At 50.6% G+C, this 20,099-nt stretch carries 18 protein-coding genes; 8 read left to right on the top strand and 10 right to left on the bottom strand.

Translation table 11 applies throughout. The features are described from left to right. Nucleotides 1–46 precede the first annotated feature (46 nt). The 9 genes from ccmB to nrfA form a co-directional block, all read right to left on the bottom strand. A complete protein-coding gene (gene ccmB, locus DMB82_RS09475; protein WP_010305762.1) occupies nucleotides 47–703 on the bottom strand; it encodes a heme exporter protein CcmB in 657 nt (218 codons plus the stop codon). After that, entirely contained in the window at nucleotides 691–1,323 is a 633-nt protein-coding gene (ccmA, locus tag DMB82_RS09470) for a cytochrome c biogenesis heme-transporting ATPase CcmA (protein WP_116163371.1), read from the bottom strand. Before ccmA ends, ccmB begins: the two co-directional genes overlap by 13 nt. Before the next feature lie 202 nt (nucleotides 1,324–1,525). Next, a complete protein-coding gene (gene nrfG / locus DMB82_RS09465) occupies nucleotides 1,526–2,386 on the bottom strand; it encodes a heme lyase NrfEFG subunit NrfG (protein WP_102116362.1) in 861 nt (286 codons plus the stop codon). Further along, the gene (gene nrfF, locus DMB82_RS09460; RefSeq protein ID WP_116163372.1) at nucleotides 2,383–2,784 is read right to left on the bottom strand and encodes a heme lyase NrfEFG subunit NrfF; all 402 of its coding nucleotides are present in this window, start codon (nucleotides 2,782–2,784) and stop codon (nucleotides 2,383–2,385) included. The genes nrfG and nrfF overlap by 4 nt, the downstream gene beginning before the upstream one ends. Next, complete coding sequence (locus tag DMB82_RS09455) at nucleotides 2,777–4,651, bottom strand: heme lyase CcmF/NrfE family subunit (RefSeq protein WP_116163373.1); 1,875 nt, start codon at nucleotides 4,649–4,651, stop codon at nucleotides 2,777–2,779. The genes nrfF and DMB82_RS09455 overlap by 8 nt, the downstream gene beginning before the upstream one ends. A gap of 21 nt (nucleotides 4,652–4,672) precedes the next feature. Then, the gene (gene nrfD / locus DMB82_RS09450) at nucleotides 4,673–5,635 is read right to left on the bottom strand and encodes a cytochrome c nitrite reductase subunit NrfD (RefSeq protein WP_116163375.1); all 963 of its coding nucleotides are present in this window, start codon (nucleotides 5,633–5,635) and stop codon (nucleotides 4,673–4,675) included. Next, entirely contained in the window at nucleotides 5,632–6,303 is a 672-nt protein-coding gene (gene nrfC, locus DMB82_RS09445; protein ID WP_116163377.1) for a cytochrome c nitrite reductase Fe-S protein, read from the bottom strand. The genes nrfD and nrfC overlap by 4 nt, the downstream gene beginning before the upstream one ends. Continuing rightward, entirely contained in the window at nucleotides 6,300–6,869 is a 570-nt protein-coding gene (gene nrfB / locus DMB82_RS09440; protein WP_010276443.1) for a cytochrome c nitrite reductase pentaheme subunit, read from the bottom strand. Before nrfB ends, nrfC begins: the two co-directional genes overlap by 4 nt. A gap of 48 nt (nucleotides 6,870–6,917) precedes the next feature. Further along, complete coding sequence (gene nrfA, locus DMB82_RS09435) at nucleotides 6,918–8,291, bottom strand: ammonia-forming nitrite reductase cytochrome c552 subunit (protein ID WP_226893094.1); 1,374 nt, start codon at nucleotides 8,289–8,291, stop codon at nucleotides 6,918–6,920. Between the two features lie 709 nt (nucleotides 8,292–9,000). Here nrfA and DMB82_RS09430 point away from each other — a divergent pair. The 6 genes from DMB82_RS09430 to DMB82_RS09405 all read left to right on the top strand — a co-directional run bounded on the left by DMB82_RS09430 (nucleotide 9,001) and on the right by DMB82_RS09405 (nucleotide 17,211). Then, a complete protein-coding gene (locus DMB82_RS09430) occupies nucleotides 9,001–10,041 on the top strand; it encodes an FHA domain-containing protein (RefSeq protein ID WP_102116357.1) in 1,041 nt (346 codons plus the stop codon). 771 nt (nucleotides 10,042–10,812) lie between these two features. Next, nucleotides 10,813–12,030, top strand: coding sequence for a hypothetical protein (locus tag DMB82_RS09425; protein WP_228400061.1), 1,218 nt, complete (start codon nucleotides 10,813–10,815; stop codon nucleotides 12,028–12,030). A gap of 96 nt (nucleotides 12,031–12,126) precedes the next feature. Beyond that, nucleotides 12,127–13,248 carry a phosphotransferase family protein gene (locus DMB82_RS09420; RefSeq protein WP_116155593.1) on the top strand — a complete coding sequence of 374 codons (1,122 nt, stop codon included), beginning with the start codon at nucleotides 12,127–12,129 and terminating at the stop codon, nucleotides 13,246–13,248. Further along, the gene (locus DMB82_RS09415) at nucleotides 13,238–14,314 is read left to right on the top strand and encodes a T3SS effector HopA1 family protein (protein WP_116163381.1); all 1,077 of its coding nucleotides are present in this window, start codon (nucleotides 13,238–13,240) and stop codon (nucleotides 14,312–14,314) included. Before DMB82_RS09420 ends, DMB82_RS09415 begins: the two co-directional genes overlap by 11 nt. Then, on the top strand, nucleotides 14,311–15,552 hold the full coding sequence (locus tag DMB82_RS09410; RefSeq protein WP_102116353.1) for a lanthionine synthetase LanC family protein: 1,242 nt from the start codon (nucleotides 14,311–14,313) through the stop codon (nucleotides 15,550–15,552). The genes DMB82_RS09415 and DMB82_RS09410 overlap by 4 nt, the downstream gene beginning before the upstream one ends. Nucleotides 15,553–15,576: 24 nt before the next feature. Next, nucleotides 15,577–17,211 carry a S53 family peptidase gene (locus tag DMB82_RS09405; RefSeq protein WP_102116352.1) on the top strand — a complete coding sequence of 545 codons (1,635 nt, stop codon included), beginning with the start codon at nucleotides 15,577–15,579 and terminating at the stop codon, nucleotides 17,209–17,211. A 111-nt stretch (nucleotides 17,212–17,322) separates the two neighbouring features. On the opposite strand, the gene cybB is transcribed toward DMB82_RS09405, so the two are convergent. After that, the gene (gene cybB / locus DMB82_RS09400; protein ID WP_102116351.1) at nucleotides 17,323–17,871 is read right to left on the bottom strand and encodes a cytochrome b561; all 549 of its coding nucleotides are present in this window, start codon (nucleotides 17,869–17,871) and stop codon (nucleotides 17,323–17,325) included. Nucleotides 17,872–18,025: 154 nt separating this feature from the next. On the opposite strand from cybB, the gene DMB82_RS09395 reads away from it, so the two are divergent. Both DMB82_RS09395 and DMB82_RS09390 read left to right on the top strand, forming a co-directional pair. After that, nucleotides 18,026–18,682 carry a thermostable hemolysin gene (locus DMB82_RS09395; protein ID WP_102116350.1) on the top strand — a complete coding sequence of 219 codons (657 nt, stop codon included), beginning with the start codon at nucleotides 18,026–18,028 and terminating at the stop codon, nucleotides 18,680–18,682. Beyond that, complete coding sequence (locus DMB82_RS09390) at nucleotides 18,663–20,099, top strand: AMP-binding protein (protein WP_102116349.1); 1,437 nt, start codon at nucleotides 18,663–18,665, stop codon at nucleotides 20,097–20,099. The genes DMB82_RS09395 and DMB82_RS09390 overlap by 20 nt, the downstream gene beginning before the upstream one ends.

The raw sequence follows: 20,099 nt of genomic DNA, 5'->3' as shown, positions 1-20,099 counted from the left end.
AAACTCATCCCAACGGGACGATGAAGGCGATCCTGAGATCGGAAAATTATTGTATGCTCACCCGCAACGCCGCCGCCGTGGCAAACGGGCTCAGGGTGGCGCTGCCCGCCAGAAAGGCACCGAGGATCGCCAGATACCCACCGACTGGCAGTTGCATCATCGCGGCCTCGACCGCCGCCGTCGCAAAAATCAACAGCGGTATGGTGAGCGGCAAGACCAGCAGGCTTAACAGCACACCGCTGCGGCGCAGCCCGACCGTTAACCCCGCGCCAATAGCCCCCAGAAAACTGAGCGTTGGCGTGCAGAGCAACAACGTTAGCGCCATCACCCACCAGCCGTGGCTGTCCAGCCCAAACAACAGCGCCGCCAGCGGAGAAAGCAGTAACAGCGGCAGCCCACTGACCATCCAGTGCACCACCACTTTCGCCAACACCACTAACGGCAGCGGCAAGGGCAACAGCGTCAGCTGTTCCAGTGAACCGTCCTGATAGTCATCGCGGAAAAGGCGATCCATCCCCAGCAGCGAAGCGAGCAGCGCCGCCACCCACACCACGCCGGGTGCCACGCGCATCAATAGCTGCGGCTCTGGTCCAATAGCCAGAGGGAACAAAATGATGACGATCAGGAAGAACCACAGAGGGTTAAGAATTTCCGCGTTATTGCGCAACGCAACGCGCAGTTCTCGGGCAATCAGACGCCGCATGATGGGGTTCCCTCACTCGGCGTAAGCTGGATACAGCGAATATCCTGAGCGAACGGACGCAGCGGCTGGTGAGTGGTTAAAATGATGATGCCGCCACGCGCAATATGGTGTTCCATACGCTGTGTCAGCATGTCGACGCCCGCCACGTCAAGCGCGGTCAGCGGCTCATCCAGAATCCACAGCGGGATGTCGGTGAGCCACAAACGCGCCAGCGCGACACGACGCTGTTGTCCCGCCGAAAGACGCGCCACGGGCACGTCTTCATAGCCAGCCAGCCCGACGGCGGCCAGCGCTTGCCAGAGTGCATCCTGATCCTGTTGCGGATAGAAAAAGCGCAGGTTCTCTTCACCCGTCAGGACACTCTTGATGCCCGGCTGATGGCCTAACCACAGAAGCTGCTGATTAAACTGCTCGCGCATACGGTTGATGCGTTGCCCTTGCCAGCAGATCTCCCCCGATTCAGGCGTCGCCAGACCGCTTAAAATGCGCAACAGCGATGTTTTGCCCACTCCGTTGGCACCGGCAATTTGCACCATTTCTCCCGCGCTGGCCGTAAACGACAACGCGCTGAACAGCACATGCTCATCGCGTATGCAAACCACATCGCGCGCTTCTAACATCGGGGTGTACTCCTACTTTCTAATGCCATATACCCTTGGGTATAGAATAACATGGTGCCTTTACTCCCCCTCTTGGGGACCGTAACCCTAAAGAGTTAATCTTTTTTATTGAGATCAATAAAACCGGTGATTCCGGTTATCCTCGTCATTATGACGGTGCAAAAAGTCGTGCTTGTCCCTCTGATTCAAGGGGTATCGCGCACTATTTCTGGCTGTTCTTTAGCAACGTTGCCGTGTTGATCGCTTCGATCAACTGAACGCGGTTAACCCGTGGGCTGTACGTATCCAGCAAGCGCTGCCAAATCGTAATCGCGCGCGCATAGTCCGCTTTCAGGAACGCATCAGACGCCAGCAGCATCAGCGCTGTCACTTCATTGGCATCCAGCGCCAGCGCTTTATCAACCATCTCTTGCATCGGCGGCGTGACGGCCTGACCGGACTGGTAATACAGCACCGTTGCCAGTGCCGAATACAGCTCAGCACTGTCACCCTTCAGCCCAATCGCCTGCCGATAAGCGCGTAACGCGTTGTCATACGCGTTGCGGTAAAGATAATATTCGCCCAGCTCAGCCCAGAGGACGCTGTTGCCCGGCGTTTTACGAATGTTGTCCTGCAAGGCAGTAAGCTGTTTTTCCTGCTGTTGCGCGTCGCTAAAATCGTGGAGCGGATCGGCAAGTCGCTGGCGTTCCGTCTGAACCAGCTCAGCACGCGGGCTTAGCATGTAGAACGTCACACTGCCCAATAAAATAACGATGACCGCAGCCACAACGGCGATGGCGGGCATTGGGCGCTGTGTAAAAGAAGAAGGAGAGGCTAACGGCAGATCGTGGGACAGCTCTCGACCCAGCATCTTTGCCTCATGCTCGGACAGATGCTTCCCTGCCTGTTCACACTGAAAATGCCAGATGTGCTCCGCTAAACGCTGTAGCTTGCCATCCCCCTCCGACTGACGCAGAGGCAGTAGCGGCCATAGCAGCCCGGCCGCCAGAACGACAATCGCGACAGCGACGAACACCATACTTAATACGTTCAGGTCCAACAGGTTCACGCTTAACAGGCTCATGAGCGCGCCCCTCGATTTTGCCGCCGCATCACCCGCCACGCGATAACCGCAATCGCTAACAGCAAAAGCAGCGGCGTGAGCCAAAGGATGCCGGTTTGCATTTTCATCGGTGGGTTGTACTGAACAAAGTCGCCATAGCGTTGATTCATAAACGCCATAATTTCTGACTTGCCCTTGCCCTGCTCCACCATGGAAAAGACCTCATGACGCATACTCACCGCCACGGGCGAATTCGATTCCAGCAGACTCTGGTTCTGGCATTGTGGGCAGCGTAATTCGCCCGCAATCGCCATCGCAGCCTGACGCTGCGCCTGACTGGAAAACGCCCAGGTATCGACCACCTGAGCCTGTACAGAAAAAGCCAGCAGCATGAAAAGGAGCGCAATGTATTTATTCATAGGCCCTTCTCCCTCTGAACCACCCCAGCAGCGCGCCCGCGACCATCAGTAGGCCGCCGCCCCACACCCAGCGAACACCGGTTTGCACATAGAAACGCATGGCATAGCGGTTTTCGCCGGTTTTCTCTCCCATCACGGCATACCATTCTCTGATCGGCCCCCAGGCAATGCCCGGCTCAACCATCTGCTGTTTACGTGCGTTGTAATAACGACGTTCCGGCATGATGCGGGCGATCGATGAGTCGCCACGATAAATCGCAATCACGGCCTGCTCGGCGGTGTAATTCTGCTCCGCCACTAACTCCAGTTGTAAAAATCGGAAATGGTAGTCGCCCAGCGTGACCTGTTCTCCCTGACCCACATTGGCACTGATTTCCTGCTTGCTACCCGCAGAGAACGCGATCCCCAGGGCAAAGAGCGCCACGCCCGTATGCGCCAACAGTGCAGGAAGCTGCTGACGTATCGCCGACAGCGGCTGTAACCACTGCGCGGCCATAACCCAGCCGATCAGACCCGCAGCCAGTGCGACGGCGTACCCATGCGGCCATAAGACCAGCGCGGTGATGACACCGACAGCCAGCGTCACTTCGAAACGCCGGACAGGCCATCGTGCACTGCGTTTCCAGTAGCCTCCCGCTGCTACCCCGATGAGCAACAGCATCAGGCCACCGAAGGGTAAGAGCACACGGTTAAAATAGGGTGCGCCCACGGAGATTTTTCCCCAGCCCGCCAGCCCATAGATCATCGGGTAAAGCGTGCCAAGTAATACCACCAGCGCGACGGCACTGAATAACAGCAGCACCAGCAGTATCGCTATTTCCCGCGACCAGCCGGAGAAGCGGGCAGCAGAATGGACAAGCTGAGCCCGCCAGCCATAAACCGCTAGCGCAGCCATACTCAAGCAGGCAAACAGAATAAATAGAGGTACCGCACGGTCATGTTCGAGAGCGAATGCATGAACCGACACCAATATCCCGGAGCGCACAATCAGCGTGCCCAACAGGCATAAAATGAACGTCAGCAACGCCAATATCAGCGACCAATGGCGGAAGATGCCGCGCATGCGGGTGACAGACAGGCTGTGCAGTAATGCGCTGGCTGTGAGCCACGGGAGCAGCGAGGCGTTCTCTACCGGATCCCAGAACCACCATCCCCCCCAGCCCAGTTCGTTATAGGCCCACCACGATCCGAGGATGATTCCTAGCGTCAACAGGCTCCAGGCGGGCAGCGTCCAGCGCCAGCAAATCCAGGCGGCTGGTGCCGTAAACGCACCGTGAATCAGTGCGGCTAGCGCCAGAGCCGCACTCACGGTTAACCCGCCATAGCCCAGATAGAGCAACGGCGGATGAAGGATAAGGCCAATATGTTGCAGCATCGGGTTGAGATCCCTACCCGCCACCACTGGCGGAAAGAGACGCACAAAAGGATCGGAAAAAAACAGAATGAACACCAGCATCGCGGTCGAAATCACGGCCAGCATCGCCAGCGTCAGCGGAAACAGATCGCTCGTCGCCTTGCGATAGCGGCAGGCAAACGCGGCACTCCAGCCAGTCAAACATAATAGCCACAGCAGCAGCGATCCTTCATGCCCGCCCCAGACCGCCGCAATTTTTAGCCCCAGCGGTAAATCACGATGGCTATGCTGGGCGACGTAATTCACAGAGAAATCATCCTGCACCACGCTCAGCGTCAACGCGATAAACGCGAACAGCACAAGACCAAACAGGACTAACGTCCAGCACCGCGCCAGCCGGTAAGTGCCCGACCAGCGCAGGGAGTAGCCTGAAAATGTCAGCAACGCCATCGCCACACCGACGCAAACCGCCAGCGACAGCGCGACATACCCAAATTCTGGCAATAACAACATCAACGGGCCTCTTGCTGGGAATTAGACAACGGTTAACTGCCCCGCATAGAGGATAAAGAAACGCAGTAGCAAAACGCCCACCAGACTCAGGCCGCACACCGCCAACACGCCATAAGGTGAATGCTGTCGGCTAGCCCATGACTTGAGCAGCAAGGGAATAACTAATCCAATCCCTACCACGCCCAGCCAGAACCACACGGCCCAGAATCCCCCGCCCACGGCGGCCACCAGCGCCCGCTGCTTCCCATCGTCCCCTAAAGCAAGGCCGATAAAGAACGCAAACAGCAAGAAGATTTCTAGCCACACGACTGGCGTTTCGACACGGTGTACAAAGTGCGCTTCTTCACTATGCGGATTGCGGCGATAGCGGCAGGCCATGGCGATCAGCGCCACGGCTGCACCGGAGGACACCCCCGAAAACAGGAATAAAGCCGGTAAGATCGGGTTATTCAGCAGCGGATAGGTTTTCAGCGCGGAGAGTAGAAATCCGGTGTAAGCCCCTAACATCACCGCCAGCAGCAACATCACGATATCCAGCGATTTCTGCAGCGGTGCCAGCCAGCCTAGCACCTTGGGAACGAGGGTCAGCTTCGGTAGCCAGCGCTGTTGCAGCACGATAACCTGCTCGCTGAAAATGTTGACCAGCCAGACCGCCAGCGCCGCCATATAGACCTGAAACAGCATGACCCCAACCGACATCACCGAGGTAAAGCTGTAATGGAACATCAGCTTCCAGAACGTCCAGGGGCGCGTCAGGTGGAAAACCAGAATCAGCAATCCAAAGATAATGGTGCACGGTGCAAGAATCAGCGTGGTGCGCATGAGCGTACTGTCGGCGGTTGCCTGCTCGGGGTGGTAGCGCCGCAGCAGGGCCGCCAGCGTCACCAGCCCCGCAGAAATGCCCACCAAAAACAGGTAAATCGCAATCGGCCAGTCCCAGACTAACGAAGCAAAATGGAATGCGCTTGAAGACACGGGCGTCATTGATGAACCTCCCCGTATTTAAACGGTACGCGATAAACCTTAGGACGAGTGCCGAGCGCGATTTTGTAGCGATACGTCGGCTGTTGACGGAGCAGGCGAGAAATCTCGCTATCAGGATCGTCAAGGTTGCCGAACGTCAGCGCGTTCGTCGGGCAAGACAACACACAGGCGGGCAGTTTTCCGGCTTTCAGGTTGGTCTTGCGGCAAAAATCGCACTTGTCGGCCGTTTTTGTCTTCGGATGAATAAAGCGCACCTGATAAGGACAGGCAGCAATACAGTATTGGCACCCTACGCACAGATCGGGATTCACATCTACAATGCCGCTTGCCGCATCGCGATACGACGCGCCGGTAGGACACACATCAACACAAGGTGCATGATCACAGTGCTGACAAGAGTGACGGAAAAAGCGATATTTCACGTCTGGGAAGGTCCCGATTGGTTCGCTGCGAACGATCGTCAGGCGCGAGACCCCCTCCGGCACCTGATTGACTTCCCGGCAGGCATCCATACACGCTGTACAGCCGATACAGCGCGATTCATCGTGGATCATGCCGTAGCGGACGCCGTTGATATTCAGCGTCTGTGCGACGACCTGCCCCGCCGTACTGGTGATGGCAATCAGCCCCCCTATACGGGCAAGAAATTGACGACGAGAGCAACTCATGGCTGCCTCTTATTACCCAGATGAACTGAGGCTGGGTTGAAGTCTGGGTTATTGCGCTGATCGCTATGGCAATCCACACACAGTTTGATGCGACTCTTGTCGTTCAGCGTCTGCATACTATCCTGCGTGGGATGCAGTTGATGGCAGCTGGCACAGGCCACTTTCGCGACGTGCACATCGTGTGGCCAAAACGATTTTTGCAGCTGTTCCGGCGTATGGCATGACATACAGACGCTGTTTTGCTCTTCCACTTTGTACATCGGGAAGTTAAAGCGCATGACATCTCTAACGCCTTCGCGGTGCATCGGCGATGGCTTGCCGTGACAGTTGGTGCAGGTCAGTTGTTTTTGATTATGCGGGTTGACGGCGGAGGCATGCTTGCCCTGCATGCCATCCTCTTCCGGTTTATGGCACTGTAGACAAGCCTCATCGGGATTGCGCTGCGGCATGACCTCCCAGCGCTCTCCTTTTTCCGCCTGAGGTGCGGGCTGCGTCAGCCCTGGCAATGCCCAAAGCAGGCCTGATACCAGCACCCCGGCAGTCAATAACGAACGTAATACGCTCATATCCACTCCACTTTATGATCGCCCGCGTCCACGGGCGATGAGGGGTTATTAGTTCAGTCGCCCAGCTTTGCGCGCTTGCTCATCCCACTGCGGCACTACCGTATTCAGGAAATCCTGTTTTTCGGCTTTGATTTGCTGCATGTTGAGCCCAATCGCCTGCTGCGCTTTCTCTTTTGTCGAGATATCCGGCAGCTTGACTTCCCCTGTCACCCCTTTTTGTGCCAACAGACGCACCAGTTTGGTTCTCGCCTCGGCGGATTTACTCAGCGAGGTGCCGAGCATCCGTAAGCCTTCATCCGGCGCATGCATGTGGATACCGTGAGAGGCAACCGCCAGATCCCAGCGCCATTGCGCATGGCGAATATCCATCAGAATCGGCTGCATTTCTGCTTCGGTCGCACCGGCATCCCAGGCCGCTTTGGCCTCAAAGTGCGCGTGAACCAATTGCTCTTCTGCTTTCAGTTTTAAGTCCTGAATGGCCGTTTTGCGTTCAGCAACCACCTTCTGCATCGCCGCTTTATCCTGCGTGTGGCAATTGGTGCAGGTTTCGCCGTAATTGTCGAAAGGGTTGCCGATCTTGTGATCGGTATACAATTTGCCGTCCGCGTTTTTCACTTTCGGCATATGGCAGTCGATACAGGTCACGTTGTTTTTACCGTGAATACCAATGCTCCAAGTTTCATATTCTGGATGTTGGGCTTTCAGCATCGGCGCGCGGGAAAGGGAATTGGTCCAGTCGGAGAAGGAAATGGCGTCATAGTATTTTTCCATGTCTTCGACTTTCGTGCCGTTATCCCATGGGAATTTCACCGCTTTGTCTTTACCGGAGAAATAGTACTCAACGTGGCATTGTCCACAGACCATAGACTGCTGCCCGAATCGACTGGCTTGATCAAACGGTTTGCCAATGGCTTCCATCGCACGCTCTGCGTAAGGACGGGACAGCGTCAGCGCCGGTTTGCCCTGAGCAAAATCTGGGGACGCAGTATCATGGCAGTCCGCACAGCCGAGATCGTTAGTCATCTCCGGCCCGCCTCGCGCCCACTTGCCTTTGAAGTAGCCGTCCTCGCCTTCCTGTTGGATCAAGCGGGCGACATCCGGGCTTTTACAACTCCAGCACGCCATCGGCAGAGGGCCATCTTCTGCCGTCTTGGGTGCACCGGTACGCAGCGTTTCACGCACGTCCGTTATGGCGTAGGCATGGCCGCGCGGCTTGTTATAGTCTCTGGAGAAGGGATAACCCGCCCAGAGGACCACCATCATGGGGTCTTCTGCCAACGCATCATGACGTTCAGACTGTTCAGTGGTCGCTTTCCACGAGTTGAACTGATCGGGGTGTTGATTGGTGAATACGGCGTTTCTTGCTTCTATCGGGGCGGGTGGTGGTGACACCGGAGCATCAGCGGAATAGGCTGGCATCATTAGAAAGAGACTGGCTACCATGCCCCACAGATAGGAGATTGACGTGCTTATCCTGACCATGCGTTTGTGTCCACATTAAGCCGCCTACTGGCGGTCATTTTCGTTATCTATTTGACAGAAACCACAACAACTGTCGTGACATTACTCGCACTATGAATAACAAAAAGATGCATTTAAAATATTTTTTTTGATCAAAGGTAAAGAAAAGTAATGAATCGTATCGAAAATTTCTTGATCCTTGTTCCACTTCCATACGCAGGCCTAACGAAAATATCAGAATGATATTCATTCACAGAGTCAGTATTTTGCAACAGTAAACATAATTAGCATGAGAATAAATTTTCTTTAAAATAATGATGAGTCAATGCATTCCATGTCTCAGACTTTAATATCCCTCTCGTTTATCTCTCATCTTAAGAACATGACGTTGAGCTGACAAAAGGGAAAAAATCTAATGCGTTGATAAAAATAATGAATAATTATCCTGTTAATTATTATCAGCAACTTGATATTACTATTTATAATTACCGCATAGACCAAAATAACTTAACAACACTCCACTAAAACTGTTATACTTCCGTAGCAAAAAGCAAACAAAGGTATAACTTATTGACACCTTATTATATCTTTTAAATTCCTTCATAGGTTTTTCGTGAATCACATTGAAAATACCGATTATAGTATTAGCTGATGATTGAGATTGACTATCATGAATGACTTAATTAGCCCATCCAATGGAAATAAACCAACTCTTTTTTTAAAAAAATACATGTCTTTACCCCCTCCTTTATTTTTTAAAGAAATAAATGAACATGGTGGCGTCATCCGGTCATCGAATGGATATTGGATTTGTCTGCGCTATTCTCATACATTTGGTCGCTCAATAAATTGCCATACCGTTCTTATCTCTCCCGACAGTAATCACATGCACTTTACTATTTTTTGGAAAAAAGAAAACTGGTATATTCTCGACGTAAGCAAACAGGGAACATGGCTTAATAAAAAAAGACTGGTAAAAGACAAACCCTATCTCATTAAGAAAGCAGACATCATCACATTATCATTAAATGCTGAAGAGCAATTCGTTATGACTAACGATCTTCCGCCTTGTGACATACTCATAAGCCTTGCCCCAGATATCTGCCCTATCTATTTAAAAAAGCCGGTCACCCCCCTCTCCGAGCATTGTTTTTTTCTCTATGACCTGAATGGCTGGAACGTCAATACCTCAGAGAATAACCAAGAAAAAAGCCATGAAATTCATGATGGTGAAGTCATAAAATTGTTCGATAATCATTATTACCTGCAATACGCACAAGAGAGGTGTGGTCAGGAAAAGCGTGTTGTTTCACGTTCAATTGATGAGCTGACGTTTTGCTTTTATGTATCCGAGGATGAAGAAGATATCCAACTCCAGATTACCGATATTGAACAATCCATAACATTGAAAGGAGAACGTCTTCAGAACCAACTGTACCTTCTACTTCATCTGGCGAGAAAATCGATGGCAGACCATTTACAAGGCTATGCCCAATCTCATCGCGGATGGTGTGATTTAAATTCATTATCTAAAGCTCTTGGTATAAAACCCAATAACACGCGAATTCGGGTACATAGATTGCGCCATCGCTTATGTGATGCAGTCAATTTCACTGGAATTGACGCTTGCCAAATATTACAAATAAAAGATGCCTCCGTGCGTATTTACTCATCAAAAATAACCATTATAAAGGGAGGGGAAATAGAGTAAGTAAGTCGAGATAACGTTATGCCACGGAAGCGGTTGAGTTTTTAATTTTCTTCAGTCAATGCTTCCGTTCTTTACCATGAAAAATAAATAATTGACAGGCAATGGTTAGCCATAACAGCAATTTATGACAATATCACAACAGTAAAATGAATAATTACTTTCTTATCCTTATCATTAAAATGCGAAAAAATAAATAGTTACCTCTCTATGTAATCACCACTCTCGAATGGAACAAAAAAATCAAAACATTAAACATGAAGAAGTGAGGGTTTTAAATTTACGACTCTTTTTAGGAATGTCATTTCAATTAAAAACAAAGAGTTAATTATTATGACATCGTTTTGTGTAATCACGTGTAATAGCGGTATGAAATATTGCTACTAAGATGAGCATGCGCTGCCCATATGTGAAATAGCAATATACATATTCCATGTTATCCAGCGAAAAAAAACCACTTACTGCCTGTCGCCAAACAACAACAGTAAGTGGTTTGTGTTACTCACAAAACGCATGAGGAACCAATCAATGTTTACTTATTTTCCGCCAGTTTGTCCAGCTAACGCACCGAATAATCAGGCAGACCAAGCTCAAACATTTCTCAGTCTCCCAGGTTGTGTCGCACCGACAACATTCGTGACCCGAACAACCTGTACTCCCACGTTTGTCAGTCTTCCTGGCTGTGTATATACCGGACAAGCCGCTGGCGCTGCTCAGGCTCCCGTTCAAGCACAGGCACAAACTGTCTTCCCAACGCTAGGAATGACAACTCGTGTGCTAACACAAGTTATTGGCTGTAATGGGGCGCAGGCGCAGTTTCCAACCCTGAGTATGCAGTGCCTGCAGGTCACCACGGGCATACTGACCCAGGTTGCTGGCTGTAGTGGTGCGGCACAAGCGCAGGCTCCTGCTCAGGCACAAACGTTCCTCAGCCTCCCCGGTTGTGTGCACACAGGGCAAACCGCCTGTTGCAGTAATGAGGCCGCGCAGGCGCAGTTTCCAACCCTGAGTATGCAGTGCCTGCAGGTCACCACGGGCATACTGACCCAGGTTGCTGGCTGTAGTGGTGCGGCACAAGCGCAGGCTCCTGCTCAGGCACAAACGTTCCTCAGCCTCCCCGGTTGTGTGCACACAGGGCAAACCGCCTGTTGCAGTAATGAGGCCGCGCAGGCGCAATTCCCAACCCTGAGCATGCAGTGCCTGCAGGTCACCACGGGCATACTGACGCAGGTTGCTGGCTGTAGTGGTGCGGCACAAGCGCAGGCTCCTGCTCAGGCACAAACGTTCCTCAGCCTCCCCGGTTGTGTGCACACAGGGCAAACCGCCTGTTGCAGTAATGAGGCCGCGCAGGCGCAGTTTCCAACATTGAGTATGCAGTGTGCGCAGGTGACAACAGGTCTGCTGACGCAGGTTGTTGGCTGTAATGGTGGCGCGCAGGCGCAAACTTACTTCCCATCCATCGGCCACTGTGCTGCGGCACAAGCTCCGGCGCAGGCGCAATTCCCAACCCTGAGCATGCAGTGCCTGCAGGTCACCACGGGCATACTGACCCAGGTTGCTGGCTGTAGTGGTGCCGCTCAGGCGCAAACTTACTTCCCATCCATCGGCCACTGTGCTGCGGCACAAGCTCCAGCGCAGGCGCAATTCCCGACATTGAGTATGCAGTGTGCGCAGGTGACAACAGGTCTGCTGACGCAGGTTGTTGGCTGTAATGGTGGCGCGCAGGCGCAAACTTACTTCCCATCCATCGGCCACTGTGCTGCGGCACAAGCTCCGGCGCAGGCGCAATTCCCAACCCTGAGCATGCAGTGCCTGCAGGTCACCACGGGCATACTGACGCAGGTTGCTGGCTGTAGTGGTGCCGCTCAGGCGCAAACTTACTTCCCATCCATCGGCCACTGTGCTGCTGCTCAGGCTCAAACGCCACCCATTACTCATCCTCAGGATTGCGGTGTGAGCTGGAACTGCGCGACGAAACCGCCTAAGGCGTAAATGTGTTTTCCACTCATTGGTCTTAGTTAATTGTGGCTGTGATCTCATCACCGGCGAATTATCGTCGGTGATTTTTATACCTGAAAGGAAGCCATCATGCGCTTAACACTACACAATCTCGCTCATTTTCTGGTTGATAAGGGCTTTTTACACCCAGAATCTTTAGTTAATGGCCACTATAAAGTTATTCAGCGTCAAAGCCGGAATAGTATTTTTCAGGTTTTTTTAGATAACAATCCGAGCGGATTGTTCATTAAGCAACTGTTGTCTTTAGATCAGCAAAATGCGTATTTAATGCAGAAAGACGCAACGGTACATTACCTGATTCAACAAACTGATATATTGCCGAAAATGCGTGCCTTCACCCCTAACTATTATGGTTATGAATTAGGTAACCATGTTTTTGTCACCGAATTTTTCCCCGGTGCGATTAGCCTTCATGAGTTCATTACGCAAAGAAAGTCCATCAATCAGGATGAACTTTCGCAAATGGCTACCATCCTTGCTAGTTTGCATAAAGATCTCAGTGAAGAAATAGAAGATAACCCAAGTCTGAATTTTTTTAACCGTCAGCCACCGTGGATTATGCTATTTGGCGACAGAGATAACCCCCAAGTAAAAAATTCGCAACAGCAGCTCGGTCCTATTGACTCACTCATTCGACAGCAGCCGGATATTCTGCAACTTCTGGAAGATCTACGTTATAACTGGTCCGGTAATACTCTGGTTCACGGTGACGTTAAATTGATCAATTTCATTCGCGTAGACCAAAATAGTACCAGCACATTGAAACTGATCGACTGGGAAATTGCCGATCTCGGCGATCCATTGTGGGATGTTGCCGGCCTTTTGCAGAGCTTTTTAACGCTGTGGGTCTTTTCTCAGAATCCTAACCCGATGTTGCAAAACCAGCCTCAGCCTGGCATGGAATTTTTAACCTGGGAGCATACCCTGTTCGCGTGCCAATCCTTTTGGCTTAGCTACTGCAAGGCTCGCGGTATCGTCAACCCAGACTCTGCTCTTAACAGTCAAGAAAATAGGCAAAAAATTATTCATTACACTGCCGCCAGAATGCTGCAAACCGCGTTTGAATCTAATATTTCCAAGGCAGAACTACAGCCCTCAAGTAATCGTATTGTACAAATAGTGATACAAATGATTGCTTCTCCACAGGCTTGGGCCATGCAAATTCTGGGAGCACCATCTTATGAACTTTGAACAACAGCTGAAAGAACTCTCAGAACGCGTCGAAATAACAAGTACTACGAGTTACCGGATTGATGGTAAAGCCTATTCGGTATTCCATAACTATGCATGGAGCGAATATAGTGGCCCTTTAAACCTGTTTGGACATAACCAGAACCATGATATTCAGCAGCAAAAACAATTATTGGAATCACAGCTTAGCATGGTTCTCTATAGCAAATTTTATTGTGGAATTCCAGACGACAAAAAAATTTTAAATTTGCCTAAACGTAATGAACGTGAAATGTTCATGCAGACATTAAGTGCTGCCAATCGCACTCAGGATACGCCCGATCAAAACTGGAAAATTTATCATTCCGATGCTCAGAGTATATGGACAGAAAAAAACGGAAAATTGCGACAAGCTTATCCAAATAGTTTCATTCCAGCCATTCCCAATTCGCCACTGGTGGTTAATCAATATATTCACTTTCTTCGACAAAAAGAAAATCGCCATATTCAGCAGGTGTTTTATTATGTGCATAGTAATCAATATATGGAGCATGATGCACCACAGGTGCGAATTTATTGGAGTATTATACCAGAGGGGGCGGCTAAACTTGTCGCGCTAATTACTGAAGTATTAAATGCGCATAATATTGCTTTTAATTTTAAATGTCTGAATCACGCTGATTTATATCACCGAGCAGACAGTGCCGTACTGTATCTCGAAAAACGCTATTTTGATTACACGTTGCGGGTATTAAAACCCCATATTCCGGCGTTAGATAAATATTCCCTCAATATTCATCCTTTATTTACCCACCCCATAACCAAAGGTGTTTCTTTTGCAGAAGATCCGGGTAATGGCCAGAGTTTCGGTATGCACCGCTGCCAACTCATCGCCAAAGGGTTGCTGAACGCTTATGAAAAACAGCAGACGCACACCTCCTCTATCTCAACAGGCCAGATCAACCAGGCTTGCATCATTGAGGTATTCACCAGCAAAGGCATTGCGATCAACCGTCTGCATCTCAACCCCGACACGTTGAGCTTGCCCATTGATTTTAATGAGAAAAATAGGGAGTCTGCATCATGAAAAATGAGCAATACCTAAATGCAGCGGAGAGTATCGGTAAGCATCTCCAACGGGAATGTTTCCGTTTTGACAACCGGAGTAATTGGCAGGGCTCTGTTGTTGATGCCGTTAATGGTCAATTTCAGGTCGTCACACGTACTTTTGATGCGTCGTTATACAATGGTCTGTCTGGTATTGCGCTATTTCTGGCCGAATTGCACCGACAAAAGCCAGACCCCATTTTGTTCGAAACGCTTACGTCAACCATTAACAGCATCCAGCATATGCAGGGACAGCCTCATCGGCTTAGCACATTTAGCCTTCATGCTGGGCAATTAGGCGTTGCCTGGGCAATGTGGAAAATCGGCTCGATAGTTGACCAGCCGGAGTGGAAAGCACAAGGGCTTAACTTACTGCAACACCTTCATACGCTGCCCATTCCCGATAATGAACTGGATGTGATTAACGGTGCCGCAGGGGCTATTCCTGCCTTACTTAAAATCTATCAGGCGGAAGATGATGACCGTTGGCTGAGCTGTGCCGTTAGGTTGGGCGATTTTTTATTAAGCAAAGCGCAAAAAAAAACCACAGCATACTTTTGGCTTACTCAAGGTAATGAACGCGGTTTAACAGGCTACTCTCATGGCACTGCTGGTTTTGGATTGGCATTGCTTGAACTAGGCATAGTGACACGCCGGGACGTTTATATTGATGCTGGCCTGAAGGCTTTTAACTATGAGCGTGAGAACTTCAGCCCTCAACATCAGAACTGGCCCGATTTACGCTCGATGTATCGCACACCGCAGTTCAATGCCATGTGGTGCCATGGTGCACCCGGTATCGCACTCTCTCGCTTACGCGCCTGGCAACTATTAAACGAACCGACATTATTGCAGGAAGCGTTAGTGGGGCTGACGACAACGTCTCAGCAATTGCTGCAACAGCTCAGCACACAGCCAGATCAAATGAATTTTAGCCTCTGCCACGGCGGAGCGGGTAATGGTGAAATTCTTCTCATGGGCGCGGCATGCTTGCAGCGAGCAGATTTTGCCGAACTGGCCCATCGCATTGCCTCATTTGGCATTCAAAAATATCAGCTAACGCAAACTCCCTGGCCAAGCGGCGTTTTTGATCCCAGCGGTGTAGGTGAATCCGGTAAAGAAACGCCGGGATTGATGTTAGGTCTGGCGGGAACAGGGCTGTATTACCTGCGTTTATTCGACCCCGAAAGAGTGGAAACCGTGCTGCACATTCGTTAATGCGTGATAAAGAGGAATAAAACGATGAATACCTATACCGATGATTTCTTTCAAACACTCCCTCCTACCGCGGTTTATCAGACTGATGCGGATGGTGATGCTGAGCTAACGTTAACCTTTCATCTTGCGCCTGATGCCACTGAAAATGCGCTGCAGTTTACTGGCGATCTCAGTAATATCCATCCGAAAAAGCGCCAATATCTTGCTGCTTCCGACCTGAAACCGCGCTCTGAGACGAATGACAATGCTATCGAGCGAGTTATTACGCTTACAGAACAAGCTGGAGGGAAAAAGGTCAGCAGCAACGCCGACAACCTTGACGTGACGGTCACTGGCACCATACTGCAGTTTTCTCAATTGTTTGGCGTCTCTTTCCATATCTATCAGGATGAGAACGGCAACCCATTCCTGGCCTATCATGGACATATCCAACTGCCCGACGATTTGCGGGCCAGAGTTACCGGCATTGATGGATTAAATGTGGGCTTACAGGCTGGATACGTTCCCTCCAAACGCTTAAAAACGCTGCCGACGGTGGAGGATGACTCCCCCGTAAAGCTTTTTATCCAAAAACCAAAAAGTCTGACTGATTTAGGCGATCTCCAGGAACAACAGCAGCCATTAGCAGGATATTCACCGCAAGAGCTGACGGCGCTCTATCATTTTCCCAACAATCAGGGAGAAGGACAAACGGTGGGGATTATTGCGTTAGGGGGCACCTTTAACCCCAGCGATCTCGCCGCCTTCTGTACCCAATTTCAGCTTGAAAAACCCGAAGTGCAAATCATAGGGACCGAACCCTGGCAGCCACCTCAATCGAAACTCATCAACAATTTAGAAATTAACATGGATGTACAAATGGTGGCCGGGATCGTGCCTAAAGCAAAAATCGTCGTGTATTACGCCAGATCCTTTCCAGACGGATTCCGCGCTGTATTGAATGACACGGAAAATGAGGTGAGCGTCATCAGCACCAGTTGGGCTAATGGCGAAAGCAATGTTTCTCAGGCAGAAAAAGTACAGTCCGCTATGCTGCTTCAGCAACTTAGCCAACGTGGCATCACGGTTCTCGCCGCATCGGGAGATTATGGTGTTTATCAGGTAGGTTCTAATAATAAAGTCGTAGGGGTTAATCTTCCCGCAGCCTATGATTCCGTAATTGCCTGTGGCGGCACAGACCTGTTTCGCAATGGAAATGAACAGGTTTGGCATGAAAATACCAATGCTTCCGGAGGAGGGTTCAGCGTCATTTCACCTGCACCAGCATACCAGTACAGCGCACTGTCAAACTATTTCCGCCAATATCCAGTGTATACAAAAAACGCCTGCGCTACGCCCGATCTCTCAGTCAATGCCAGCGGAGTGAATTACACGACCATGATTTTCAATGGCAAAGTGTTTCCAGCCGCAGGAACCAGCGCCGCCACCCCGATTATTGCTGGCCTGATTGCACGCTTAAATACGGCGCTTTCATACCGAGTTGGCAATATCAACAGCTTTCTGTACCAGCTTATAGGGTCGAACGCCTTTAACAGTAACATTCCAGGCACCAACGGGTTGCCCGCTGCTGCCGGATGGGATCCCTGTACTGGTTTGGGATCGCCAAATGGCGTCAATCTATTGGGTTTGATAAAACAGGCGGAAAGTTACTGGGAATAGTCATCCCATGTACCACATTAGCCAGCACCATGGTGATGTCTCGGTACGCTTGCCAAAATATGTGCGAGCGTACTGACCCTCCCCCACCCGATAGTGGGCAAACGCCTGACGCTACTCAGGCATCCTGCCCTTGCGAAGGGGTAACATTCTGTCCAGCGTATTATCACGCACGATATAATGGTGAAATAACGCCGCCGCGGCATGAAGACCAATGATAAAATAGCCGGTATTGGCTATCAATTCATGCAACTCTTTCAGATTGTGCTGAATATCTTTATTCAGTACGCCAGCAACGGGCATTGTTATTCCCAAAAAAGACCACTCTACCTGACCGAAATAAAGCGAAAATAGACCGAGGAGCGGCAAGGCGAGAAAAACAATGTATAAAATAATATGTACTGTTTTCGCCACTACAATTTGCCAACGTGGCGGCATTGGAACAATCTCGGGGGTGCTATGGATATATTTCAATACTATCCTTACCATCATAAGTAATAACACCCCCAAACCCGCCGTATAGTGAACCAGAGCCATCATAGCACGTGCAGAACTTCCCTTTGGTGTCAATCCTTTAAACTCCATTGCAGAATAGGTAATAACAACCATGATAAACACAAGCCAGTGAAAAATAATTTGGCTGGACGCATAAGTTTTTTTCATTTTCAAATACCAGAGAATAAATAGATCGTCTAACGGTTATAGAATGAAAATCTTAAGCATAAATTAATATAAATTTTTTAGTCCCACGCTACGATCTTAAGGTTGACATAATAATCCTCTGCCAGAATGCGTTTATTCCATCAGAGGTTATATCATGCGAATAATGTCACCCTACACATTAAAATGGTTACATGGCGGATACGAACAGAATGATATCTCAGCGTCAATACGTGACAGCTATCATCAGATTTACAACGCCTCACTTTCCCACTGTATGCCTTGGCTTCTCGGCATGTACGATGCCGGTGGTGAACTGAGAGCAGCCTGTGGCGTCCAGACAGCTTCGCAAGGCGTATTTTACCTAGAGCAGTATCTCGATGCTCCCGTTGAAACGGTATTGTCCTCGCGGCTTAACCTGCCTGTTTCACGGGAGGGGATTGTCGAAGTGGGAAATTTTTCCGCCAGTGACGGTGCTTCTGCACGCGTCATGTATGCCGCTCTCTGCTTGTTGCTTAATCAATACCATTACTCGTGGATTGTGTTTACCGGCACCAAGAAGATCCGCAACATCTTTCATCGACTGAATCTGCAACCAACCCTACTCACCCCTGCCAGCGCGGAAAGACTGGGTGATGCCGCACAGGAATGGGGGGAATATTACCTGCACGATCCACAGGTCATGGCCGGTGAACTCGTTGGCGGGAAAACCACGTTAAGTCAGACAAGCATACTGCTTAGCCTATTCACCGCGTTGCCTGACGCCCCCTGGATTGCAACTACGGGAGAACCCTATGTTTCTGGACATGCTTGAACAGCAAGCACAACGTCATCCCGATGCTGTCGCCCTGCATGGTGAAGCCCGAGCATGGAGCTGGAAGCAATACCATGAGTCGGTCATGGATGTCGCCAGGCAATTAACGTCACTCGGCGTAAAACGGTTAGCGCTCGAGTCAGAAAATAGTCCTGAATGGGCCATCATCGACCTTGCCTGTCTCGTTAGCGGGATTGTGATCGTACCGGTCCCCCCGTTCTTCACCGACGGACAAAAAGCCTGGGTGCTGTCGTCGGCATCGATTGATGCGCGAATCGGCGGCGACGCGTTGGAAGAGTGGCATACGTGCGATTTCCCACTAGGCAGACTGCAAACCAGAACGGTCGATGACCCCATTCCCTTACCTTCCGGTACGGCCAAAATCACCTATACCTCTGGCACTACGGGTGAGCCTAAAGGTGTCTGCCTGAGTCTGAGCGGCATGGTATGGACGGCACAAGCGCTTGCTACAGCGCTGCAACCCCTTCACTTACAAAAGCATTTGGTGACATTACCGCTCAGTATTCTGCTTGAGAATCTGTGTGGCATTTACATCCCGCTGCTGCTGGGGGCTGAAACCGTGGTGTTGCCACCTTCACACATAGGTTTTGAAGGCTCTAGCCGCTTCAATGCTGTTCAGTTTTCGCAGGCACTTGTGCGCTGGCATCCAGAAAGTCTGGTGCTGGTGCCTGAGTTATTACGGGTGCTGTTACATTTGCACCAGCACGTTCAGGACAGCACACAGTCACTCCGTTTTATCGCGGCGGGGGGTGGCAAAATCGCTGCTCAGTTGCTTGAGCTTGCGGCTTGCAGCGGGCTCCCTATTTTTGAAGGTTATGGACTATCAGAATGTGGTTCCGTCGTGGCACTCAACCTACCTGGGGTCACAAATCAGGGCAGCGTCGGCAGGCCATTACCGGGCATCCAAATATCGGTTGATGATAATCAGCAACTGGTCGTCGTTAGCCCAGCCAACGCGCTGGGCTATCTGGGGGGAGAGTCTCCCTCATTGACGGTAGCGACTGGCGATCTCGGCAGAATCGATGACGACGGATTCGTTCATATTCTGGGGCGAATAAAAAATGTGCAAATTAACGCCTTTGGCCGCAATTTTTCCCCAGAATGGCCAGAAGCAGAAGCAATGGCATGCCCGGCAGTGCGCCGCATCGTGATTTTCGGTGAAGGATTAGTGCGTAATGTGGCACTGGTCGACGCGTTTGACGGGCAACAGGAGCAGGCACGGGAACAACTGATGGCTCTTTCTGCACAGTTGCCAGATTACGCGCAACTGCACCGATTACTGTTTACCCATACGATTTCATCACCCGATATGTTAACGGCCAATGGCCGTCCTCGCCGAAATGCCATATGGCAAGCCCTACAACATCAGATTCTCACATGTAGTGAGGAGGAGTAA

The sequence above is a fragment of the Pectobacterium aquaticum genome (assembly GCF_003382565.3).
In the GTDB taxonomy this organism is placed as follows: domain Bacteria; phylum Pseudomonadota; class Gammaproteobacteria; order Enterobacterales; family Enterobacteriaceae; genus Pectobacterium; species Pectobacterium aquaticum.
This window is presented reverse-complemented; position numbering and strand designations above follow the sequence as displayed.